This is a genomic window from Streptomyces sp. NPDC048185 (genome assembly GCF_043202495.1).
GTDB lineage: Bacteria > Actinomycetota > Actinomycetes > Streptomycetales > Streptomycetaceae > Streptomyces.
Genome location: NZ_JBIDAN010000005.1, coordinates 113,982 through 135,162, shown reverse-complemented (window position 1 = coordinate 135,162; position 21,181 = coordinate 113,982). Strand labels below are relative to the sequence as shown.

The following is a 21,181-nucleotide window of genomic DNA, read 5'->3' as shown; positions in this document are numbered from 1 at the left end:
CCGCAAATCTCCGGAAACATCAGGCACGGCCGTCATCGGGCCGTCCGGGCGTCCCTCGTCTCACCGCGGGCCCCCACCGCCGGCACGGGCCGGGCCGGATCGCGGCCGACGTGGTCGCGGGTCGGCGAGGCCACCGGGCGTCCCGACGGCCTGGGCGGACGGCGACCGCACCTCGCCCGCGAGGGGCCGGCGACGGCCGGGCCTCCGGCACCGAGGTGGCCGGCTGTTCCCGGCCATGGCGTCGAGAACCGGCAACGTGCCGGGTACGCCGTGGGGCCGGACTGCCGGGACGCCGTCTCCGCCCGTCGCCGGGAGCCGTTGTCGGCGCGATCGGGGCTGGCCGGCGGACCGGCGCGTGCCCGATCCTGTGACCACGACGGTCGGACCGGGCGGGGTCGCCCGGCAACGGACTGGGGGGTGTCCGACGGTGCACGAGGACGCGGGATCCGCGCGCAAGGCCGACCGGGGCAGGGACCGGCCGACGTGCCCGGTCAGCCGGGCCGACGACGGGACGTGGCGGGTGCACGACCACGCCGTGGCGCGTGCGCTGCTGCGCGGCCGGGGAACCGTGCAGGCCGGTCTCGGCATCGAGACGGTGGAGAAGCTGCCGCCCCGCATCCGCCGGCCCGTGCTCTACCGGGACGGGCCCGAACACCGGGAGCACCGTCGGCAGACCGCGCGTTTCTTCACCCCCCGCCGCGTGGACGAGCACTACCGCGCGCTGATGGTCCGCATCACCGAGGAGCAGCTGGCGGCCCTGCGCACGGCCGGTGAGGCCCAGCTGTCCGACCTCGCCTTCGAACTGGCCATCGGCGTGGTGAGCGAGGTCGTCGGCCTGCGGTACGGCAGACCCGGCATCCGCCGCAGGCTGGAACGGTTCTTCCCGGACGAGTTCGGCGAGCCGGGCCTGACCAGTGTGCGGGGCCTCTACTGGCTCCTGCGGCAGAACACCAACTGGCTGCGCATCCATCTCGCCGACGTCCGCCCCGCCGTTCGCGCGCACCGCCGCCGGGAGCACGACGACCTGATCTCCCACCTGATCTCGGAGGGCTGCTCGGACGCGGAGATCCTCGGCGAGTGCCTGACGTTCGCGGCGGCCGGCATGGTCACGACCCGCGAGTTCGTGTGCCTGGCCGCCTGGCACCTGTTCACGGACGCCGCGCTGCTCGGCCACTACCGCTCGGCGGACGAGGCCGGGCGCATGGCCGTCCTCCGGGAGTTGCTACGACTGGAGCCCGTGGTCGGGCAGTTGCGCCGCCGGGCCACCGAGGAGCTTCGACTGGACTCGCCCGACGGCCCGGTGACGGTGTGTCCGGGCGAGCACGTCGAGATCCTGCTGGACCACGCGAACGCCGACCCGCGGGCGGTGGGCGACGACCCCCTGCTGGTCCGGCCCGGCAGGGCACCGGAGGTGGGGGCGGGGCTCTCCTTCGGCGACGGACCGCACCGGTGTCCCGGAGCGCACATCGCCCTCCTGGAGACGGATGTGTTCCTCAGCCGCCTGTTCGCCCTCGACGGCCTGCGGATGACCCGCCGGCCGCAGGTCGGCTTCCGGGAGGCGATCGGCGGCTACGAGATCCGCGGGCTGACCGTGGCCCTCCCCCGGGCCGGCCGGGAGTGACCGGCCCGGGGGCGCACGGGCGCGGCTGTCAGCCGCCCAGGGCGCCGAGGACGACGAGCTTGGCCTCGTCCTGCACCTGCCGCAGGTGGTCCGGGCCGAGGAACGACTCGCCGTAGATCTTGTAGACGTCCTCGGTGCCCGAGGGGCGGGCCGCGAACCAGGCGTTCTCCGTGGTCACCTTGATGCCGCCGATCGACGCACCGTTGCCCGGCGCCTCGGTGAGCACGGAGGTGACCGGTTCGCCGGCGAGGGTGTCGGCGGTGACCTGGGCCGGGGACAGCTTGGCCAGGCGGGCCTTCTCCTCGCGGGTCGCGGGGGCGTCGATGCGGGCGTAGGCGGGCTCGCCGAAGCGGGCGGTGAGGGCGGCGTAGTGCTCGGACGGGGTCCTGCCGGTGACGGCCGTGATCTCGGAGGCGAGCAGGGCCAGGATGATGCCGTCCTTGTCCGTGGTCCACACGGAGCCGTCCCGGCGCAGGAAGGAGGCGCCCGCGGACTCCTCGCCGCCGAAGCCGAGCGTGCCGCCGACCAGTCCGTCCACGAACCACTTGAACCCGACGGGCACCTCGACCAGGCGTCGGCCCAGGTCCGCTGCGACCCGGTCGATCATGCCGGAGGACACCAGCGTCTTGCCCACGCCCGCGTCGGCGGGCCACTCGGTGCGGTGGGCGTACAGGTAGTTGATGGCGGCGGCCAGATAGTGGTTGGGGTTCATCAGGCCGGCGTCGGGGGTGACGATGCCGTGCCGGTCGGCGTCGGCGTCGTTGCCCGTGGCGATGGTGAAGCGGTCGCGCTGCTCGATGAGGGACGCCATCGCGTGCGGCGACGAACAGTCCATGCGGATCTTGCCGTCCCAGTCCAGCGTCATGAACCGCCAGGTGGGGTCGGTCAGCGGATTGACCACGGTCAGATCGAGGCGGTGCTGCTCGGCGATCCGGCCCCAGTACGCGACGGAGGCGCCGCCCAGCGGATCGGCGCCGATGCGCACCCCGGCGGACCGGACGGCGTCGAGGTCCAGGACGCTCGGCAGGTCGGAGACGTACGCGCCGAGGAAGTCGTAGCGGCCGGTGCCGGGGGCGGCGAGGGCCCGGGCGTAGGGGACGCGCCGGACGTCCTTCAGGCCGGCCGTGATGATCTCGTTGGCCCGGTCCTGGATCCAGGAGGTCGCGTCCGAGCCCGCGGGGCCGCCGTTCGGCGGGTTGTACTTGAAGCCGCCGTCGGCCGGCGGGTTGTGCGAGGGGGTCACGACCACGCCGTCGGCGAGGTGCGAGGTACGGCCCCGGTTGTGGGTGAGGATGGCGTGGGAGACGGCCGGGGTGGGGGTGTAGCCGTCCGCGGTGTCGATGAGCACGGTGACGTCGTTGGCGGCGAACACCTCCAGCGCGGTGATCCTCGCCGGCTCGGACAGCGCGTGGGTGTCGGCGCCGAGGAAGAGCGGGCCGGTCGTGCCCTGGGCCTCGCGGTACTCGCAGATCGCCTGGCTGGTCGCGGCGATGTGGTCCTCGTTGAACGCCGCCGCCAGGGACGATCCGCGGTGCCCGGACGTGCCGAAGGCCACGCGCTGACCGGGCTCGGCGGGGTCCGGGTGCAGGGCGTAGTAGGACGTCACCAGCCTGGCGACGTCGATCAGGTCCTCGGGGTCGGCCGGCCGCCCGGCCCGTTCGTGTGGCATGCGCCCACTCCTCCGCATCGGTCGTGCATTCGCTCGCGGTCCCATCTTCCCCTGTCCGGGGAACGGGGGTGGACCTTCCCCGCCCGGGGGCGGGGCGAACGTCATGTCCGAGGCGGTGGTGCGGCAGCGGCCGGAACCGGCCGCGCCGGCAGTGACACCAGGGCCGGCGCGGCCACCGCGCGTTCCTCCGGACCGGGAGACCGGTCGCTCGGCCCTCCCGTGGCCCGTTCTGCCCGGACGGGCGCGCACGCCGTCCCGGCGGGCAGTGCGACGGGCGTCAGATCCGGCCGCCGGTGAGGCGGGTGAGGGGCCCGTGCGTGTGACGTCCCGCGCGACGGCCCATGGCGTACGAGGCCGCGCTGATCGCGGTCAGGCCGGCGCCCACGCCCGCGGCGACGAGCCTGCGCTGGGCGATGACCGTCCACGCCGTCTTCGCCGTGGTGGCGACGTGCCCCGACGTGGTGATGACCGCCCGGCGCCCGGCCTCGACGCCCTTGGCCGCCGTCTGCACCGCCCCGGACGCGGCCTGGGCCGAGCGCTCGGCTCCGGCCTTGGCCGCTGACCCCGCGTCAGTGGCCTTGTCACCGGCCGCCTTTGCGGCTCGTGAGGCGGGAGCGGTCGCCCGGTCCGCGGCGCCGCGGGCCTTGGACGCGGCCGTCCGGGTGGTGTCGGGCTTCTTGTTCGTGTCCTTGTTCGGATCGCTCATGGACACCGCTTTGCCTGTCACTCCGGCGGCAAACACGCGCCGCGCCCGGCTGTCACGGATCCGGACGCCGCGTCGTCGTGTTGCCGGGCGCCTCGGCGCAAGGGGACCGGCGAACGGCGTCGGCCCGACGGGAGACCGAGAGGGACGGAGAGAACGATGAGGATCGTGGTCATCGGTGGTACGGGGCTGATCGGCGCGCAGGTGGTGCGCCTTCTGGACGACGGCGGTCACGAGGCCGTGGCCGCCTCGCCCAGCACAGGTGTGGACACGCTCACCGGCCGAGGGCTGAGCGAGGCACTGCGGGGTGCGGAGGTCGTCGTGGACGTGACCAACTCCCCCTCCTTCGAGGAGGAGGTTGCCCGGGACTTCTTCGTCCGGTCGACGCGGAACCAGGTCGCCGCCGGGAAGGAGGCGGGCGTCCGCCACCATGTGGCGCTGTCGATCATCGGCATCGAACGGCTGCCCGAGATCGGCTACTACCGGGCGAAGGTCGCCCAGGAGGAGGCGTTGCGCGAGGGCGGTGTGCCGTACAGCATCGTGCGGGCCGGCCAGTTCTTCGAGTTCGTCGGTCCGGTCATGGACATGGGCACCGACGGAACGGAGGTGCGTCTGCCGTCGACGCAGCTTCGCCCGATCGCCGCCGCCGACGTCGCGCGCGCGGTGGCCGACACGGCGCAGAGCCGTCCGCTCGAGGGCTTCCGGCAGATCGCGGGCCCCGAGGTCCACCGGCTCGACCGGCTGGGCTCGATCACCCTCGCGGCCCGCCCCGACGGCCGCTCGGTCGTCACCGACGAGGACGCGGGCCTCTTCGCGGGCGTCCCGGACGGCATCCTCACCGGGGACGACACCGTGGAGACGGCCGCGACGCGGTACGAGGAGTGGCTCAGGCAGAGCTGAACAGGGCACCTCGGTACCGTCGGCGGCCAGGTCGACGCAGTACCTGTCGGGGCGCCCGGCGGAAGATGCGGCGATCGCTCCGGCCGCGTCACGGGGCAGCCGGGGCCGGACGATCCAGCCGTAGGCGGCGCCGGGCTCAACGGGCCGCTGTCGGCGGGAGCTGGGCCGGGCTGATCTGCTCGCCCAGCACCTGAGCCATGAACCGCACGAGCCAGCGCTGCGCCGGGCTGCGCGAGGACTCGTGGCGGGCGTACAGCGCGACCTCGATCGGGTCCGTCTCGAACGGGAGCCGCACCAGGCGCACCCGGTGGGAGGCGGTGAAGACCTCGCCGACGTACTCGGGGACGATGGCGATCAGGTCGGTCTGCTCCAGCAGGTAGGGCAGCATCGAGAAGCGGGTGGCGTCCACGATCACCCGGTCGAGCAGCCCGTGCGCGGCCAGGAGCGCGCGGGGCGTGACGTGGCCGCTCGGTCCGAACACCGTCGCGTGGTGCTCGGCGGCGAGCTCCGGCAGGGTGACCGCGTCGCCCCGGACGCGGGGGTGGTCGGCGGCCACCATGAGGACGTAGCGCTCCTGGAAGAGCGGGATGCGCACGGTCCGGTGCGACGTCAGCACCGGTGTGGCCACGAACGCGTCGAGGTCGCCGCGGCGCAGATGGCTCTCGGCGTCCTCCACGTCGAACGGGCGCACGGTGAAGGACACCCCCGGCGCACGCTCGCGGGCCGCGGCGAGGAGCCTCGGCAGGAGGGTCGCCTCACCTAGGTCGGACAGGGCGATGGTGAAGCGGCCCGACATGGTCTCCGGGTCGAACGTGTCGGCCTGCCGGACCGTCCCGTCGATGTCCGCGAGGGCACGCTGCAACGGCTCGTACAGCCGCCGGGCGCCCGCCGTCGGCGTCAGCCCGCGGCCGGTGCGGCGGAACAGCTCGTCGTCGAAGTGCCGCCGGAGCTTGCCCAGGCTGTAGCTCACGGTGGGCTGCGTGACGTGGAGCGTCTCCGCGGTGGCGGTGACGCTGCCGGTCTCGTACAGCAGGACGAAGACGCGGGCCAGGTTGAGATCGAAGGTGCCCATATCGATCGACTCTATATCGGACCCCCGAAACATCTATTGGTGCCCATGTCGCGGGGTGCTTAGCGTGTCGGGCGTCACTTCGAAAGGAACGTCCGTGCCATCCGTGCGTCGTGTCTCCCACGAGTTCCTGGAGCGCCAGGGCCTCACCACCGTCTTCGGCAATCCCGGCTCCAACGAGCTGCCCTTCCTCGCCGGCCTGCCCGAGGGTTTCCGCTACGTCCTCGGTCTGCACGAGGGTGCCGTCGTCGGCATGGCCGACGGGTACGCCCAGGCGACCGGCCGTCCGGTGCTGGTGAACCTGCACGCCGCCTCGGGCTCCGGCAACGCGATGGGCGCCCTCACCAACGCCGTGGCCTCGCGCACCCCGCTCGTGGTCGTCGCCGGTCAGCAGGTGCGGCCCGCCGTCGGCCCCGAGGCCAACCTGGCCAGCGTCGACGCTCCGGCCCTGATGAAGCCGCTGGTCGGCTGGGCGGCGGAGCCGGCGTGCGCCGAGGACGTGCCTCGGGCGCTCGCCCAGGCGGTCTTCGAGGCCCGGCTCCAGCGGCGGCCGACGTACCTGTCCGTGCCGTACGACGACTGGGGCGCCGAGGCCGGCGACAACGCCCTGGCCGTCCTCGACCGGCAGGTACGGCGGGCCTCCGTGCCCGACGCGGAGCAGAGCCGCTGGCTCGTCGAGCGGGTCACCGCCGCCCGGCGGCCCGCGCTGGTGCTGGGCGGGGACATCGACTCGGCGGGCCTGTTCGACGACGCCGTCCGGCTGGCGGAGCGCCTGGGCGGGCCGGTGTGGGCGGCGCCGTCGCAGTTCCGGCTGCCCTTCCCCAACCGGCACCCGCTGTTCCGGGGCGTGCTGCCGGCCGGGATCGCGCCGATCTCGCGGGCGTTCGAGGGGCACGACCTGGTGCTCGTGCTGGGCGCACCGGTGTTCCGCTACCACGAGTACCTGCCAGGCCGGTACCTGCCCGAGGGCACCCGGCTCGTCCAGGTGACCGAGGACGCCTCGGCCGCCGCGCGGGCACCGATGGGCGAGGCCCTGGTGGCCGACCCGGGTGCGGTCGTCGACCTGCTGCTGCAGACCCTCGAGGCCCCTGCCGAGCCGGCCGGCGCCTATCTGCCGGCACCCGAGCCTCTCACCGCCGAGGGGCCGGGCCTGCACCCCGAGCAGGTCTTCGCCGCGCTGCGCGACGAACTGCCCGAGGACACCGCGTACGTCGTCGAGTCGACGTCGACCAACGCCGCGTGGTGGCGGCAGATGGACCTGCGCCGCCCCGGCTCCTACTTCTTCCCGGCGGCCGGCGGGCTCGGCTTCGGGCTGCCCGGGGCGGTGGGCGTCGCGATGGGGCAGCCCGGCCGCCCGGTGGCCGGCGTCGTCGGCGACGGCTCAGCCAACTACGGCATCACCGCCCTGTGGACGGCCGCCCAGCACCGGGTCCCGCTGACCGTCGTGCTGCTGCGCAACGGCACGTACGGGGCGCTGCGCTGGTTCGGCGGCCTGCTCGGCGTGCCGGACGCTCCCGGGCTGGACATCCCGGGGCTGGACTTCACCCGCATCGCGGAGGGCTACGGCGTCCGCGCCCAGCACGTCGGCGGTGCGGAGGAACTGCGGGCCGTGCTCGCCGAACGGCCCGACGGTCCGCGGCTGATCCAGGTGGACACGGCGCTCACCACGCCGTCCTGACAGCGCCGGACCGGACGACCGGCCGAGCGCCCGGAGCCGCCGAGGCGCTCGGCACCCGAAGATCCCGATGAAGGGGAAGACGATGACATTCCTGGACAGCGACGTCTGGGGCGGGAAGTTCTTCAGCGACGGCTGGCAGGACTCCCCCGCCGCACACCCGGTCGTCGAGCCGGCCACCGGCGACCGGCTCGGCGCGGTGGGTACGGCCACCGCCGAGGACGTGGAGCGCGCCGCCGCCCGGGCCGCGAAGGCCCAGCGCGAGTGGGCGGCGACCTCCCCGCAGCAGCGGGCCGCCGTGCTGCGCCGCGCGGGCGAGCTCTTCACCGAGCACGCCGCCGAGGTGGAGGACTGGCTGGTGCGCGAGGCCGGCTCGGTGCGGACCAAGGCGGGCTTCGAGGTGGGGCTCGCGATCGGTGAGTGCTTCGAGTGCGCGGGCCTGCCGACACATCCGCAGGGTGAGGTGCTCACCTCCGAGGAGGCCCGCTGGTCGCTCGCGCGCCGCCGTCCGGCCGGTGTCGTCAGCGTGATCGCGCCCTTCAACTTCCCGCTCATCCTCGGCCTGCGCTCGGTGGCCCCCGCCCTCGCCCTCGGCAACGCCGTGCTGCTCAAGCCGGACCCGCGCACGGCGGTCAGCGGCGGTGTCGTCATCGCCCGGATCTTCGAGGAGGCGGGGCTCCCCGCCGGCGTCCTCCACCTGCTGCCGGGCGACGGCTCGGTCGGCCGGGCGGTCGTCGAGGCGCCCGAGGTCCGGGTCGTCTCCTTCACCGGCTCCACCCCGGTGGGCCGGGCGATCGGCGAGCAGGCCGGCCGACTGCTGAAGCGGGCCCATCTGGAGCTGGGCGGCAACAACGCGCTGGTCGTGCTGCCGGGCGCGGACGTGCAGAAAGCCGCGTCGGCGGGCGCGTTCGGCTCCTACCTGCACCAGGGCCAGATCTGCATGACGACCGGCCGGCACATCGTCCACGAGTCGCTGGTGGAGGAGTACACCGCCGCGCTCGCCGCGAAGGCCGAGGCGCTTCCCGTCGGAGACCCGGCGCGCGAGGACGTGGCGCTCGGCCCGATCATCGACCGCCGTCAGCTGGAGCGGGTGCACGGCATCGTCACCGACAGCGTCGCGGCGGGCGCGAAGGTCGCGGCGGGCGGTGAGATCGACGGCGCCTGCTACCGCGCCACCGTGCTGACCGGTCTCACCACCGACATGCCGGCCTGGCGCGAGGAGATCTTCGGCCCCGTCGCCCCCGTCATCGGCTTCTCCACGCTCGAGGAGGCGGCGCACATCGTCAACGACTGCGAGTACGGGCTGTCCGTCGGCATCCTCGGCGACGTCGGCACGGCGATGAAGCTCGCCGACCGGATCGACTCCGGCAAGATCCACATCAACGAGCAGACCGTGGGCGACGAGCCCAACGCCCCCTTCGGCGGGGTCAAGGCCTCCGGCACCGGCTCCCGGTTCGGGGGTGCCGCGGCCAACGTCGAGGCGTTCACCGAGACCCAGTGGGTCACGGTCCGCCCGGACATCGCCGACTACCCGTTCTGAGGTCCCACCCGCTCCTCCCCGTCCGCTCGCCCGCTCCCGTCCCCTGGGGGGAAAGTCATGGCTTCCGCCACCACGTCCGACGCGCCGGCCCGCACCGGCGCCCCGGGAAACAGCAGATGGACCGTGCTGCTGTGCTGGATCACCGTCCTGCTCGAGGGCTACGACCTCGTCGTCCTCGGCGCCATCATCCCCACCTTGCTCAAGACCCACCATCTCGGCATGACCGCGGGTGACGCCACCACCGTCGCGACGCTCTCGCTCGTCGGCGTGGCCATCGGCGCGGTCTGCGTCGGCCCGCTCGCCGACCGGCTGGGACGCCGCCGCCTGCTCATCGGCTCGGTCGTGGTCTTCTCGGTCTTCACCATCGTGGTGCCGCTGGCGAACTCCGTGGCCCTGTTCGCCGCGCTGCGCCTCGCCGCCGGTCTCGGCCTCGGCGCCTGCATGCCGGTCTCGCTGACCATGATGGCCGAGCACATGCCGGCCGACCGCCGCGCACGTGCCAGCACGCTGACGATGACCGGTTACCACACCGGCGCCGTCATCACCTCGCTGCTGGCCCTGCAGGTCACCGACGACTGGGAGATCCTCTTCTACGTGCTCGGTGCCGTCGGCCTCGTCGTCGCCGCCGTCCAGTGGTTCAAGCTGCCGGAGTCGGAGGCCTTCGTGCGGGCCAAGCGGGACGGGACCGCACGCGTGCCGTTCACCGAGCTGCTGAAGCCGGCCTACCTGCGCGCGGGCATCGGCATCTGGGTCGCCTCGTTCATGGGGCTGCTGCTGGTCTACGGCCTCAACACGTGGCTGCCGAAGCTCATGAACGACGCCGGCTACCCCGTCCCCACGGCCGTCACACAGCTCCTCGTGCTCAACGTCGGCGGCGTCGTCGGCCTGGTCCTCGGCGGGTGGGTCGCCGACCGGCGGGGCATCAAGATCACCACGATGGGCTGGTTCGCGGTGTCGGTGCTCATGCTGGCCTGTCTGAGCGTCAGGATGGAGAGCGACCTGCTGCTCAACGCGGTCGTCTTCCTCACCGGTGTCTTCGTCTTCTCCGCGCAGGTGCTCGTCTACGCCTACGTGACGAACTTCTACCCGGCCTCGGTGCGCGGCACGGCGCTCGGTTCGGCGTCCGGCATCGGCCGGATCGGCTCGATCGTCGGCCCGTCGATCACCGGCGCCCTGGTCTCCTCGGGGATCGGTCACCCGTGGGGGTTCTACTTCTTCGCCGCGGTCGCGGTCTGCGGCTTCCTGGCCGTACTGACCCTTCCGGGCAGGATGCGGAGCGAGGGGACGGAGGCCGTCGAGGCCGCCGTCTGACACCGGACGGCACGCCGACAGGGAGCAGCCGGGCGAGGTGGCCCGCTGCTCCCGACGTGCTCGGCCGACGGAGGTTCAGTCGGTGTCGACGTTCTCGCTGAGGATCTTGCCGTTCGTGGCGTCGACGCCGACGGTCGTCTTGTACCAGTTGTCGGTGTTCACGACGTCGACGGCCCACATCAGCTGCTGGTTGTCGTTCTCGTCGAGTTCGACGCCGGTGACGGTGCCCTTGGCCTTGCCGGTGGCCACCTTCACCGCCTGCTGCGGGGTCTGGGTGGCCTTGCTCAGCCGGTCGGCGATCTCCTTCTTGTCGTCGGCGTCCTGGTCGGGATCGACCTGGGTGCGGAAGACCTTCCCGCTCACCGCGTCGATGTCGATCCAGTGCACGGTGCCGTCGGAGACGGCGACCTTCGCCTGCCACTCGGGGGCGCCCGTGCTGGGGGCTGGGTTCGGGGTGCTCGGCATCGGCGAGCCCGTGGGGGACGCGGTCGCCTCGGCGGAGGTCTTCTTCAGCTCGAGGTCGACGAGCTTGCTGCCGGACACCTCCTTGACGGCGGTGTCGGCGGCCTTGTCCCACGTCACCTTGGCCATCGGGACCAGGGCCTTGCGCTCGGCCTGGTCCTCGTCCATGGAGGGGGACGCGGTGGGGGAGGACGTGGTGTCGGTCGGGGAAGCGGTACCGGTGGGGGAATCGGTCGGTGCCGCCTCGGCGACACTCGAGCGTGTCGTATCGGCGCTGGTGCAGGCCGTCATCAGCAGCAGGGAACTGCCCAGGGCACACATCACGGCCATCGAACGCATGGGGGGTAGTCGTCGCGCAGAGCTCATGCCCCTGTCGGTAACCGTTTGGCCCTGTTGTCATACCGGTTCGGGAGAGAAAGCACCCGAATGGTCCGATGGTCCGGTTCAGCGGGCGGGGACGAACTCCGCCCGGTCGGTCCCCGCTCCGGCGGCCGGTGAGCACGGGGCCACGGGGTGCGGCCGGGGGCGTTCCAGCCACTCCCGGTAGACGCAGGACTGGCGGGCCACCTCCCAGTACGCCTCCTCCAGCGCGGGGAAGACCGCGTCCAGTTCGGCCCGGGTGCGGGCGGCGAGCAGCAGGCGCACGCCGAGGGGGTCGCCGTGCAGGGGCCGCACCGCCATGTCGGGGCGGGACTGGGAGCTGGGCTGGCAGACGGTGACGACTTCGCCGGTCGCGACGAGGGACGCGGCGGTGTGGTAGTCGCCGTGCAGGACCCGCGGGTCGAGGCCGACGGCGCGCAGCATACGGTGCACGCCGTCCCATTCGCCGTCGACGGTCGGGTCGACCATCCACCGGTCGTCGGCGAGGTCGGTGAGGTGGACGACGGGGCGGGCCGCCGCCGGGTGGTCGGCGGGCAGCATGACGAACTGCGGTTCGCGCTCGACCAGGACCCGCACCCGCAGGCCGTCGGGGACGTGCAGCGGGCAGCCCTCCACCTCGTGCACGAAGGCGACGTCGAGCTGGCCGTCGCCGACCCTGCGCAGCAGCGCGTTGGCCGAGACGTCCATCTGGAGCGTCGGTTCCAGGCCGGGGCGTCTGAGCCGGCGCAGCCAGCCGGCGAGGGCCCGGCTCGCGGTGGAGCCGATGCGCGGCCGGCTGTCGCCTCCGGCCGCGGCGGCGCGCGCCTCGCGCACGAGGGTCCGCATGTCGGCCAGCAGCGGGCGGGCCCGGCCGAGGACGGTACGGCCGAGCGGGGTGGGGCGGCAGCCGCTGCGCTCCCGGACGAACAGCTGCCCGCCCAGGGCCTGTTCGATGCGGCTCAGCTGGGTGCTCAACGTGGGCTGGGCGACACCCAGTTGGCGTGCCGCCCGGTGCAGGCTACCGGCGTCGGCGATGGCGCACAGCGCGCGGAGATGCCTCACCTCGAGCTCCATGCAGGGAGCGTAGAGCGGAACAGATGGTTGCGCCAGGTGAACAAAACGCGGCGGAACAGGGCGAGTTCTGCACTCCGGCCGAACCTGGGTGATAGCCCGGTCCTATCGCCTGTTGCCATCATCACAGCGGGCTCATGGGCGCCCCACACTCACCGGTGACGACTTCTCCCCACTCCCCCACGCAAGGAGTCATCGATGCGCATCACCCTGCCCCTGCTGTCCACCGCGGTCGGTCTCGGCCTGACCGCCGCCGTGCTCGGCACCGGCCCGGCCGCGACGGCCGCCGCTCCCCAGCCCCAGGCCCCCGTGGCTCAGGCCGGGTACCAGCCCTCGGCCGGCTCGGCCGAAGACGCCCGCGCCAACCAGGAGTTCTTCGAGGCCGTCGTCAAGTCCGTCGCCGAGAAGCGGGCGGCCAGCCCGTCCTCGGCGGCCGCCGTCACCGTCTACTACAGCACGAGAAACGCGCCCAGCTTCCGTACCCAGATATCCCGCAGCGCCCAGATCTGGAACAGCTCGGTGTCCAACGTGCGCCTCCAGGAGAGCAGCTCCGGCGCCGACTTCTCGTACTACGAGGGCAACGACTCCCGCGGTTCGTACGCCTCCACGGACGGCCACGGCAGCGGCTACATCTTCCTCGACTACGCACAGAACCAGCAGTACGACTCCACCCGCGTGACCGCCCACGAGACCGGGCACGTGCTCGGCCTGCCCGACCACTACACCGGCCCGTGCAGCGAGTTGATGTCGGGCGGCGGCCCCGGTCCGTCGTGCACCAACCCGTACCCCAACTCCACCGAGCGCAGCCGGGTGAACCAGCTGTGGGCGTACGGGTTCGCGGCCGCGCTGGACAAGGCGCTGGAGAAGAGCGGACAGCGCTGAGCGGTAGGTGAGGACAGTCGCGGGGACGGCCGGAGCGGGCCGTCCCCGCGCACGTGTGCCGGGACCGCTTGCGCGTCCCCCGAGGGGGTACCCGACAGCCACTCGTGCGTACTCCAGCGAAGGAGCCCTGCGTGAACGACCGGAAGACACCCGTCGACGACGGTCTCGGCGATCTGGAACCCGGCACACGGCAGCGCGCGCAGTTGCGCACCCGTGTCGCCGACATCTCGTGGACGGCGTTGTGCGTGGTGCTCGCGCTGTGGGCCGTCTGGAGCGCCGTCGGCGCGGCACGGGGTGCGACGGCCTGGGCGTACTGCGTCGTGGCCTGGGTGCTGCTGGCCGTGGCGCTGGCCCTGCGCGCGGCGGCGGCACGGCGCAGGACCTCGCTGTAGTCCCTCGGGGCGGCGCGGCCGGCGGCCGGAGCGGCACGCGGCGGGGAGGACTTGGGGCCGGGACTCAGCCGTGAGCGGTGGCGGGCAGCGCGTCGAGCACGGCGCGGTGGACGGCCCGTGCCAACCGGGCGCCCCACTCGGAGCGGGGGCCCGCGAAGGCGTGGACCTCCGCGCCGGGACGCGGCGCGAGGGCGGCGACGCACACGGCGTCGGTCGGGGTACCGGAGCAGTCGAGGCCCGCTTCGAGCAGTGCCTGGACCTTGGCCTCGGTCGCCGTGATGACCGCGTTGACCAGGGCGGCGTCGCTCAGGGGCACCGGCAGGGCGGCGAGGATGTTGATGGTGCCCGGTCCGGGGGTCCCCGTGCCGCCCTCCTGCGGTGCGGCCGCCCAGCCGCGTACCGAGACGCCCGCGGTCACGACGGCTTCCGTGCCGCCGTCCCGCGCGCGGCCGGGGTCGCGGACGTCGGCGGCGGTCATCAGGCCCATGCCGCGCCCCTCGGCTCCGGCGGCGAGCGCCAGGTCGGCGAGGTGCCGGGCGGGGTCGGTGCGCCGATAACCGTGCGTCACCTGGGCGTTGAGGACCCACGCACAGTCGGCGATGCCGCCCCCGAGCACGGCGCTGCCGGCCATCCGCCAGCCCGGCCCGGGACGCCACAGCAGGGCGTGCAGCCGTTCGCCGTCCTCCACGCGGGTCAGTCGCTCCAGGTCGAGCAGGCGGGGCCCGCTCCGCGGGGCGGGGAGGAGGGCGTGCACCGGTCGCGGCTCCTTGCCGGTTGCAGGGGAGGGTCCGGACGATCGTACGCGGCGGCGGGGCGGGGCCCGCAGGTCCCTTCGGCGGCACGGTCTCGCCCCGTCTCCTCGGGCACCCGGTGCCGCGGCGCGGTCGTGCCGGGGACGCTCCGGCGGCGGCGTCGCCGCCGCCGCGCATTGCGGACCGGGTCCGGGGCACTTTCACTGAAGGCACTTCGCCATCAGGCGTCAGATCGGAGGCCACCACGATGCTGTCCCACACCCTGGAGCATGGAGTCCTCGTCATCACGGTGGATCAGGATCCGGGAATCGACGGGCGGGCCGCGCTGTCCACGCACATCACCAACCTCGTCGACGCCCATCAGCCGGTTCCGGTCGTCATCGTCCTGTCCGAGGAGGCCTCGAGCGGTGCCGCGGTCAGTGCCGTGCTCCGGGCGCACCAGTGGTGCGGTCGTCTCGGTGTCCTGATGAGTGTGGTCACCCACAGTGCGCCCGTCCGGCGGCTGCTGGAGAACAACGCCGACACCACCGGCCCCCGGCTGGTCGTGCACGCCCGGGTCGACACGGCCATCACCACGGCCTTCACCGCAGCGGCCTAACGCAGTCCCGGCGTGTGCGCGGCGGGCGTCGTTCGCGGGGTGGTGCTACTGCTGCCCGAGCCAGAGGTCGGGGCCGAAGACCTCGTAGTGGACGGCTTCGGCGGGCACCCCGCGGCGCAGCAGGTCACCGCGGACGGCGCGCATGAAGGGCACCGGGCCGCACAGGTAGACCGTGAGCCCCACGGGCAGGTCCAGACTGTCGACGTCGACGAGTCCGGCCGACGCCTCCGGCGCCTGGTCGCCGGGCTCCTCGTACCACAGGTGGAGCCGGGCGTCCGGGAGCGCGCGCACGAAGTCGAGCTGCTCCTGCCGGTGGGCGTGGTCGGCCGGGGTGCGGTCGGCGTGGACGACGGTGACCGGGCGGTCGGTGCCGGTGGCGGCCAGGTGGTCCAGCACGGCCAGCATGGGGGTGACGCCGATTCCCGCGGAGACCAGCAGCAGCGGACCGTCGCCCTCGGCCGGCGCGAGGTCGCCGAACGGCTCGGAGACGGTGAGGACGTCGCCCTCGCGCGCGGTGGCGTGGAGCCAGGACGAGACCTCGCCGTCCGGCTGTCCGGCGCCCTGGACCCGCTTGACGGTGATCCGCCGGTCGGCGCGGCCGGGTGCGGCGGACAGGCTGTACTGGCGGATCTGCCGCGAGCCGTCGGGCAGTTCGGACTGGACGCTGACGTACTGGCCCGGGCGGAAGGGACGCGCGGGGCGGTCGTCCGCGGGCCGCAGCACGAGGGAGACCGCGTCGGGGCTCTCCTCGCGCCGCCCGACTATCTCCATGCGGCGCCAGACCTGTCCCTCGGCGACCTCGGCCTCCCGGTAGAGGCGTGCCTCGATGGCGACGAGCGCGTTGGCCATCAGCCAGTAGACCTCGTCCCAGGCGGCGGCGACCTCCGGGGTGACCGCGTCGCCGAGGACCTCGACGATCGCCGCGAACAGATGGCGGTGCACGACCTTGTACTGGTCGGAGGTGATGCCGAGGGAGGCGTGCTTGTGCGCGATCCGGGAGAGCATCGCGTCGGGCCGGTCCTCGGGCCGCTCCAGCAGCAGGCCGGCGAACGCCGCGATGGACCCGGCCAGTGCCTTCTGCTGCTCTCCGCCGGCCTGGTTGCCCCGGTTGAACAGGTCCCGCAGCAGCTCGGGGTGAGCGTCGAACAGCTTCCGGTAGAACAGCTCGGTGATGTCACCGATGGCCGCTCCGACCGCCGGGAGGGTGGCCCGGACCACGGGGACGGACTGCTCGGAGAGCACAGCGACTCCTTGAATTGGTAGACAGTTTTCGTGTTTTGAGTCGCGGGTCGGCACGTGCCGTCCCACCCGCGCATCACTCGGACGGGCGAACCGTCAGTCCGACCAGGACCGGACCCGTCGGCGAGGCCACCAGGTCGGCGACGGTCAGCGGGTCGAGCGCGCCGTAGAACGCCTCCTGGGCGGCGCGCAGGGCCCCCCGCAACCGGCACGCCCCGCGCAGCGGGCACGGCGTCCCGCCCTCGCAGGCGACGACCTCGCCGTCGCCCTCCAGCTCCCGGACCAGCCAGCCGACCGAGGCGTGCCGCCCCAGGTCGGTCAGTGTCAGTCCGCCGCCCCGGCCGCGCCGGGCCTCCACCACACCGAGGTGCTGGAGGCGGGTGATGGCCTTCGCGGCGTGCGTGTACGGCACGCCGATGACCTCGGCGACCTCGCGGGTGGCAAGGGGGTCGTCGCCGTCCTTCAGTACCGCCAGACGCATCACGGAACGCAGCGCCAGGTCGGTGAACTTCGTGAGCCGCACACCGGGACCCTAACAAATACGCATGTTAGATTCCCTTTTACCTGCGGCTGTGGCCCTGTGGACCGCGTCACGTGACGGGCCCTGCCGGGACGGCCGCTCAACGGGGCGGCGGGCGGCCGCGGTCGGACACGGCGGACGGTGACTTCCGATGACGGCGCAGGACGACGGCTCCCCCGCACCGGCCGAGGAGGCCCCTCTCCCCCGGGTCCTGTGCGACACCACAGAACTCCTCGCCCGCACCGGGGAGGCGGGGGCCGGTGCCCTGTGGCGCCTCGCGGAACCGGGACGCCAGCTGGACGCCAACGTCGTCCGCGTTCCCGCGTCCGGACGGGTCGGCACGCACACCGAGCCCGACCTCGACGTCCTGCTGCTCGTCCTCGACGGGGCGGCCACGCTCGTCTGCGCCGACGGCGACCGCCCGCTGCGGCCGGGGCTGCTGACCTGGCTGCCGTACGGTTCCACGCGTGCCGTCCAGGCCGGACCCGACGGGGTGACGTACCTGACGGTCCATCGGCGCCGGCCCGGCATGCGGATCCAGCCGCCCGGTGCGGCCGGACGGCCGCGCCCCGAAGGCTCCTGAACGGCGGCGCGGTCACCCGGCGGGTGCGGGCACGCTCAGACGTCCGTCCCGCACCTCGGTGACACGGTCGGCCGCGGCCAGATGGGTCCGGTCGTGGGTGACCAGCACGGTGGCGGTGTCCCGCTCGTGGGTGAGCCGGGTGATCAGACCGACGACGGCGGCGCCCCGCTCGTGGTCGAGGGCGCTGGTGGGCTCGTCGACCAGCAGCACCCCGGGGTCGTTCATCAGGGCACGGGCGATGTTGACGCGCTGACGCTGGCCGCCGGACAGCTGGTGGGGCCGGCGGTCGGCCTGGTCCGCGAGGCCGACGGCACCGAGGAGTTCCAGCGCCCGGCCCCGGGCGGCGCGGGGGTCGCGGCCGTCGATGTGGGCCATGACCTGGAGCTGCTCGGCCGCGGTGAGGGACGGCAGGAGGCTGGGCTGCTGGAAGACGATCCCGATACGGCGCCGGCGCAGGTCGGCCAGCTCGCCGCGGCTCATCCCGCCGGTGTCGGCGCCGTCGACGACGACCGTGCCCGCGTCGGGGGTGACGAGGGTCGCGGCGACGGCGAGCAGGCTGGACTTGCCGGAGCCGGAGGGGCCGACGACGGCGGTGAGGCTGCCGCGCGGCACGTCCAGGGTGACGTGGTCGAGCGCGGTGAGGCGGCCGTCGCCGTCGGGGTAGGTCAGGGTGATGTCGGTCAGGCGCAAGCTCATCGGGCGTTCCCCAGGGCGGTCAGCGGGTCGACGGACGTGATGCGGCGCACGGCGAGCGCCGCCCCGAGCACGCCGAGCAGGATCATCACGGCGGCCGGGACGAGGACGGTGGCGGGCGCGAGGACGAACGGCACCGCATGGGAGACCGCGGCGCCGGTCGCGACGGCGGCGGCGGTGCCGACGAGCGTCCCGCCGGCCAGCAGGACGACCACCTGCCCGAGCGCGTCGCGCAGCAGCCCCGCGGTGGTGGCGCCCAGAGCCTTCAGGACGGCGATGTCGCCGCTGCGCTGGATCGTCCACACGGTGAAGAAGGCTCCGACGACCAGGGCGGAGATGGCGAACAGGAAGCCGCGCATCAATTGCAGGGAGCCGTTCTCGGAAGGGTAGGAGCCGATCGCGGAGAGCGAGCCGTCCTTGGTGACCGTCTCGGTGCCGGCCGCCCGGTCGGTGGCCGCCAGGTCGGCGCCCGGGCCGGTGTCCAGGGCGATCACCGTCGCGGTGGGGACGTCCGCGGTGCCGGTGGGCGGGGCGATCGCCTGCCAGGTCCGCAGGCTCGTCCACACCACCGGGGTGTGGCTGAAGGAGGCGTCGCCCTCGACGGCGGCCACGGTCAGACGCCGCCCGGCGACGGTGACGGTGCCGCCCGCCCGGACGCCGAGCTCCCGGGCGGCGGCGGTGGACAGCACCACCGCACGGTCGTCGAGGCGGTCGCCGGCGGGGGCGAGGGCGGAGCCGGGCCGGACGCCGAAGACGGACACGCCGGTGCTCCGGTCCCCGGCGTCGGCGCGGGTGGTGGTGATGCCGAGCGGCTCGGCGCTGCGGACACCGGGTGCGCCGGCCCACCGGCGCCACTGGGTCTCGGTGACGGTGGAGTCGGCGTACGACAGGTCCTGGCCGCCGCTCGGCGCGCCGAAGGCGATCCGGTCGGCGGGCAGGGACGTGACGGCGGAGACGTTCTCCCGGGCGAGGCCCGCGGTCAGTCCGGACAGCAGCCCGACCAGCAGGGTGATCAGTACGACGACGGTTCCCATCAGGGCGAACCGGCCCTTGGCGAACGTCAGGTCTCTCAAGGCGACAAACACGTCTTCGCCCGGCCTTTCGAAGCGGTGCGGCGGAGGAAAGCAGGGGGTGTCACCGCGTGGTCGGCGACACCCCCACCGTCGCCGTCCGGGGGGCCGCCGGGCATCGGCCCCGGGCGGGCACTTCGGGGGCCGAAGGGTGCGGGCCGGCCTCTCACTTTCGGCAGATGCCCGGCCCGGCGGGAGGTCCGTACGCTGGAACGATCGTGAACGCGCTGACTCCCACCCCCCGCTCCCTGGCCTGGGCCATGCACCTGCTCTTGGCCGGCCTGCTCGTCCTGGCGGCGCTGCGTGCGGTGGCGGACGGCCGGCCGCACGCGCCCGCCGTCGTCGCCGCCGCCGTCGTGCTGGGCGCGGTGTACGCCGTGGGCCCCGCCCTCCGGGCGGTCAGCACCTCCCGCCGCGCGGCGGCCCTGTGGCTGACGGCCGTCGGCGCGGGATGGCTCGTACTGCTGGCCCTGTCCGCCGAGGCGGTATGGCTGGCCTTCCCCCTGTACTTCGTCCAGCTCCATCTCCTCCCGCGCCGTGCCGGACCGGCCGCGGTGCTCGGCACGGCGGCCGCCGCGATCGCCGCGTTCTCCGTCCACGAGGGCACGTTCACGGCGGCCACCGCGATCGGTCCGGCCCTCGGTGCCGCCGTCGCCGTCGCGGTGGTGTGGGGCTACCAGGCGCTGTACCGGGAGAGCGAGCAGCGGCGCCGGCTGATCGAGGAGCTCACCGTCACCCGTGCCGACCTGGCCGACGCCCAGCGTGCCGCGGGCGTCCTCGAGGCGCGAGCGGCTGGCCCGGAAGATCCACGACACGCTCGCCCAAGGACTGTCGAGCATCCAGCTGCTCTTGCGCGCCGCCGAGCGGGCCCTGCCCGGCCGGCCGGAGCCCGCCGTCACGTACGTGGGCCAGGCCCGGCAGGCCGCGCTGGACAATCTGGCCGAGGCCCGTCGCTTCGTCGTCGCCCTCTCCCCGCCCGCGCTGGAGGACACTCCCCTGGCCGGCGCGCTGGAGCGGCTGTGCGCCACCACCGCCGACCGGAACCGGCTCGACGTGCGGTTCCGCCTCGCCGGGCCGCCCCGCCCGCTGCCCACGGCGCAGGAGGTCGTCCTGCTGCGCGTCGCCCAGTCGGGGCTGGCCAACACGGTGGGGCACGCCCGGGCCCGCACGGCCGAGGTCACCCTGAGCCACCTCGGTGACGCGGTCGTCCTGAGTGTCGTGGACGACGGCGTGGGCTTCGACCCGGCCGCCGTGCGGGTGCCCGGGGCGGACGGCGCCGGCGGGTTCGGGCTGGCCGCCATGCGGGCCCGGGTGCGCGCCGTCGGTGGCATGCTCACCGTCGAGTCCGCCCCCGGGCGGGGCACCGCCCTGTCCGCCCGGCTCCCCCTCACCCCCGCCGACGACGACCCGGAGGACCGGCCGTGACCGAGACCGCCCCGACGCCCATCCGGCTGCTGCTCGCCGACGACCACCCCGTCGTCCGTGCGGGACTGCGCGCGGTGCTGGAGACCGAGGAGGGCATCACCGTGGTCGCGGAGGCGGCGACCGCGGAGGAGGCCGTCGTGCGGGCCGGACTCGGTGACGTCGACGTCGTCCTGATGGACCTCCAGTTCGGCAAGGGCATGAACGGTGCCGAGGCCACGGCCGCGATCACCGCGCGTTCGGGTGCCCCGCGGGTCCTGGTCGTCACGACGTACGACACCGACGCCGACACGCTGCCCGCCATCGAGGCCGGCGCCACCGGGTACCTCCTCAAGGACGCGCCGCCGGAGGAGCTGGCCGCCGCCGTGCGCACCGCCGCGGCGGGGCGGACCGCGCTCGCTCCCGCCGTCGCGGACCGGCTCATGACCCGGCTGCGCCGGCCGCACACCTCGCTGACCCGCCGGGAGACCGAGGTCCTCGCGCTGGTCGCCGAGGGACTGTCCAACCAGCACATCGCGGGCCGGCTGCACCTGACCGAGGGCACGGTGAAGTCCCACCTGGCGCGCGTCTACGCCAAGCTGGACGTCGACTCCCGCACGGCCGCGGTCGCCGCCGCCACCGGCCTCGGTCTCATCCGGCGCTGAGCCGT

At 74.0% G+C, this 21,181-nt stretch carries 20 protein-coding genes and 1 pseudogene; 11 read left to right on the top strand and 10 right to left on the bottom strand.

What is annotated here, in order from left to right; genetic code table 11:
• The first annotated feature begins 427 nt into the window (after positions 1 to 427).
• Complete coding sequence (locus tag ACGF3H_RS16605; protein ID WP_362497605.1) at positions 428 to 1,621, top strand: cytochrome P450; 1,194 nt, start codon at positions 428 to 430, stop codon at positions 1,619 to 1,621.
• A 28-nt stretch (positions 1,622 to 1,649) separates the two neighbouring features.
• Here ACGF3H_RS16605 and pgm read toward each other — a convergent pair whose 3' ends face one another.
• Both pgm and ACGF3H_RS16595 read right to left on the bottom strand, forming a co-directional pair.
• Positions 1,650 to 3,290 carry a phosphoglucomutase (alpha-D-glucose-1,6-bisphosphate-dependent) gene (gene pgm, locus ACGF3H_RS16600; RefSeq protein WP_362497602.1) on the bottom strand — a complete coding sequence of 547 codons (1,641 nt, stop codon included), beginning with the start codon at positions 3,288 to 3,290 and terminating at the stop codon, positions 1,650 to 1,652.
• Positions 3,291 to 3,567: 277 nt separating this feature from the next.
• Complete coding sequence (locus ACGF3H_RS16595) at positions 3,568 to 3,996, bottom strand: hypothetical protein (protein ID WP_362497599.1); 429 nt, start codon at positions 3,994 to 3,996, stop codon at positions 3,568 to 3,570.
• A gap of 156 nt (positions 3,997 to 4,152) precedes the next feature.
• Between ACGF3H_RS16595 and ACGF3H_RS16590 the strand changes: the two genes are divergently transcribed.
• Complete coding sequence (locus ACGF3H_RS16590) at positions 4,153 to 4,893, top strand: NmrA family NAD(P)-binding protein (protein ID WP_362497597.1); 741 nt, start codon at positions 4,153 to 4,155, stop codon at positions 4,891 to 4,893.
• A gap of 136 nt (positions 4,894 to 5,029) precedes the next feature.
• Here the strand turns inward: ACGF3H_RS16590 and ACGF3H_RS16585 are convergent, their stop codons facing one another.
• On the bottom strand, positions 5,030 to 5,965 hold the full coding sequence (locus ACGF3H_RS16585; RefSeq protein WP_362497594.1) for a LysR family transcriptional regulator: 936 nt from the start codon (positions 5,963 to 5,965) through the stop codon (positions 5,030 to 5,032).
• Between the two features lie 94 nt (positions 5,966 to 6,059).
• Here ACGF3H_RS16585 and mdlC point away from each other — a divergent pair, with 94 nt between their 5' ends.
• From mdlC to ACGF3H_RS16570, 3 genes are all read left to right on the top strand, one after another.
• Entirely contained in the window at positions 6,060 to 7,640 is a 1,581-nt protein-coding gene (gene mdlC / locus ACGF3H_RS16580; protein ID WP_362497591.1) for a benzoylformate decarboxylase, read from the top strand.
• 82 nt (positions 7,641 to 7,722) lie between these two features.
• Positions 7,723 to 9,177, top strand: coding sequence for a benzaldehyde dehydrogenase (locus ACGF3H_RS16575; protein WP_362497589.1), 1,455 nt, complete (start codon positions 7,723 to 7,725; stop codon positions 9,175 to 9,177).
• A 57-nt stretch (positions 9,178 to 9,234) separates the two neighbouring features.
• Complete coding sequence (locus ACGF3H_RS16570; RefSeq protein ID WP_362497587.1) at positions 9,235 to 10,488, top strand: aromatic acid/H+ symport family MFS transporter; 1,254 nt, start codon at positions 9,235 to 9,237, stop codon at positions 10,486 to 10,488.
• Between the two features lie 75 nt (positions 10,489 to 10,563).
• Here ACGF3H_RS16570 and ACGF3H_RS16565 read toward each other — a convergent pair whose 3' ends face one another.
• Positions 10,564 to 11,289 (bottom strand): PepSY domain-containing protein, encoded by a 726-nt coding sequence (locus tag ACGF3H_RS16565; protein ID WP_362497584.1) that lies wholly within the window; start codon positions 11,287 to 11,289, stop codon positions 10,564 to 10,566.
• A gap of 105 nt (positions 11,290 to 11,394) precedes the next feature.
• Positions 11,395 to 12,384 carry a LysR family transcriptional regulator gene (locus ACGF3H_RS16560; RefSeq protein WP_362497581.1) on the bottom strand — a complete coding sequence of 330 codons (990 nt, stop codon included), beginning with the start codon at positions 12,382 to 12,384 and terminating at the stop codon, positions 11,395 to 11,397.
• A gap of 195 nt (positions 12,385 to 12,579) precedes the next feature.
• Here ACGF3H_RS16560 and snpA point away from each other — a divergent pair, with 195 nt between their 5' ends.
• Both snpA and ACGF3H_RS16550 read left to right on the top strand, forming a co-directional pair.
• A complete protein-coding gene (gene snpA, locus ACGF3H_RS16555) occupies positions 12,580 to 13,263 on the top strand; it encodes a snapalysin (protein WP_362497579.1) in 684 nt (227 codons plus the stop codon).
• Between the two features lie 131 nt (positions 13,264 to 13,394).
• The gene (locus ACGF3H_RS16550; protein WP_362497577.1) at positions 13,395 to 13,655 is read left to right on the top strand and encodes a hypothetical protein; all 261 of its coding nucleotides are present in this window, start codon (positions 13,395 to 13,397) and stop codon (positions 13,653 to 13,655) included.
• A 64-nt stretch (positions 13,656 to 13,719) separates the two neighbouring features.
• Here the strand turns inward: ACGF3H_RS16550 and ACGF3H_RS16545 are convergent, their stop codons facing one another.
• Entirely contained in the window at positions 13,720 to 14,409 is a 690-nt protein-coding gene (locus ACGF3H_RS16545) for an adenosylcobinamide amidohydrolase (protein ID WP_362497574.1), read from the bottom strand.
• Positions 14,410 to 14,654: 245 nt separating this feature from the next.
• On the opposite strand from ACGF3H_RS16545, the gene ACGF3H_RS16540 reads away from it, so the two are divergent.
• On the top strand, positions 14,655 to 15,005 hold the full coding sequence (locus tag ACGF3H_RS16540; RefSeq protein ID WP_362497573.1) for a hypothetical protein: 351 nt from the start codon (positions 14,655 to 14,657) through the stop codon (positions 15,003 to 15,005).
• A 45-nt stretch (positions 15,006 to 15,050) separates the two neighbouring features.
• On the opposite strand, the gene ACGF3H_RS16535 is transcribed toward ACGF3H_RS16540, so the two are convergent.
• Positions 15,051 to 16,247, bottom strand: a complete 1,197-nt coding sequence (locus ACGF3H_RS16535; protein ID WP_362497571.1) for a globin domain-containing protein — start codon at positions 16,245 to 16,247, stop codon at positions 15,051 to 15,053.
• A 73-nt stretch (positions 16,248 to 16,320) separates the two neighbouring features.
• Positions 16,321 to 16,767, bottom strand: coding sequence for a nitric oxide-sensing transcriptional repressor NsrR (nsrR, locus tag ACGF3H_RS16530; RefSeq protein WP_362497569.1), 447 nt, complete (start codon positions 16,765 to 16,767; stop codon positions 16,321 to 16,323).
• Between the two features lie 148 nt (positions 16,768 to 16,915).
• Between nsrR and ACGF3H_RS16525 the strand changes: the two genes are divergently transcribed.
• A complete protein-coding gene (locus ACGF3H_RS16525) occupies positions 16,916 to 17,347 on the top strand; it encodes a hypothetical protein (RefSeq protein ID WP_362497566.1) in 432 nt (143 codons plus the stop codon).
• 12 nt (positions 17,348 to 17,359) lie between these two features.
• Here ACGF3H_RS16525 and ACGF3H_RS16520 read toward each other — a convergent pair whose 3' ends face one another.
• The gene (locus ACGF3H_RS16520) at positions 17,360 to 18,043 is read right to left on the bottom strand and encodes an ABC transporter ATP-binding protein (RefSeq protein WP_362497564.1); all 684 of its coding nucleotides are present in this window, start codon (positions 18,041 to 18,043) and stop codon (positions 17,360 to 17,362) included.
• Positions 18,040 to 19,125: an ABC transporter permease gene (locus tag ACGF3H_RS16515; RefSeq protein WP_362497561.1), complete on the bottom strand. Its 1,086-nt coding sequence runs from the start codon at positions 19,123 to 19,125 to the stop codon at positions 18,040 to 18,042. The genes ACGF3H_RS16520 and ACGF3H_RS16515 overlap by 4 nt, the downstream gene beginning before the upstream one ends.
• Before the next feature lie 245 nt (positions 19,126 to 19,370).
• Here ACGF3H_RS16515 and ACGF3H_RS16510 point away from each other — a divergent pair.
• Positions 19,371 to 20,535, top strand: a pseudogene (locus ACGF3H_RS16510) (sensor histidine kinase).
• Positions 20,532 to 21,176 (top strand): response regulator transcription factor, encoded by a 645-nt coding sequence (locus tag ACGF3H_RS16505; protein ID WP_362497558.1) that lies wholly within the window; start codon positions 20,532 to 20,534, stop codon positions 21,174 to 21,176. Before ACGF3H_RS16510 ends, ACGF3H_RS16505 begins: the two are co-directional and overlap by 4 nt.
• The last annotated feature ends 5 nt before the right edge of the window (positions 21,177 to 21,181 follow it).

What these genes read in the sequence shown, in the direction of transcription:
- pgm (WP_362497602.1), bottom strand. Translation starts at nt 3,290, where the DNA reads ATGCCACACGAACGGGCCGGGCGGCCGGCCGACCCCGAGGACCTGATC.
- ACGF3H_RS16595 (WP_362497599.1), bottom strand. Translation starts at nt 3,996, where the DNA reads ATGAGCGATCCGAACAAGGACACGAACAAGAAGCCCGACACCACCCGG.
- ACGF3H_RS16590 (WP_362497597.1), top strand. Translation starts at nt 4,153, where the DNA reads ATGAGGATCGTGGTCATCGGTGGTACGGGGCTGATCGGCGCGCAGGTG.
- ACGF3H_RS16575 (WP_362497589.1), top strand. Translation starts at nt 7,723, where the DNA reads ATGACATTCCTGGACAGCGACGTCTGGGGCGGGAAGTTCTTCAGCGAC.
- ACGF3H_RS16570 (WP_362497587.1), top strand. Translation starts at nt 9,235, where the DNA reads ATGGCTTCCGCCACCACGTCCGACGCGCCGGCCCGCACCGGCGCCCCG.
- ACGF3H_RS16540 (WP_362497573.1), top strand. Translation starts at nt 14,655, where the DNA reads ATGCTGTCCCACACCCTGGAGCATGGAGTCCTCGTCATCACGGTGGAT.
- ACGF3H_RS16525 (WP_362497566.1), top strand. Translation starts at nt 16,916, where the DNA reads ATGACGGCGCAGGACGACGGCTCCCCCGCACCGGCCGAGGAGGCCCCT.
- snpA (WP_362497579.1), top strand. Translation starts at nt 12,580, where the DNA reads ATGCGCATCACCCTGCCCCTGCTGTCCACCGCGGTCGGTCTCGGCCTG.
- ACGF3H_RS16565 (WP_362497584.1), bottom strand. Translation starts at nt 11,289, where the DNA reads ATGCGTTCGATGGCCGTGATGTGTGCCCTGGGCAGTTCCCTGCTGCTG.
- ACGF3H_RS16560 (WP_362497581.1), bottom strand. Translation starts at nt 12,384, where the DNA reads ATGGAGCTCGAGGTGAGGCATCTCCGCGCGCTGTGCGCCATCGCCGAC.
- ACGF3H_RS16585 (WP_362497594.1), bottom strand. Translation starts at nt 5,965, where the DNA reads ATGGGCACCTTCGATCTCAACCTGGCCCGCGTCTTCGTCCTGCTGTAC.
- ACGF3H_RS16520 (WP_362497564.1), bottom strand. Translation starts at nt 18,043, where the DNA reads ATGAGCTTGCGCCTGACCGACATCACCCTGACCTACCCCGACGGCGAC.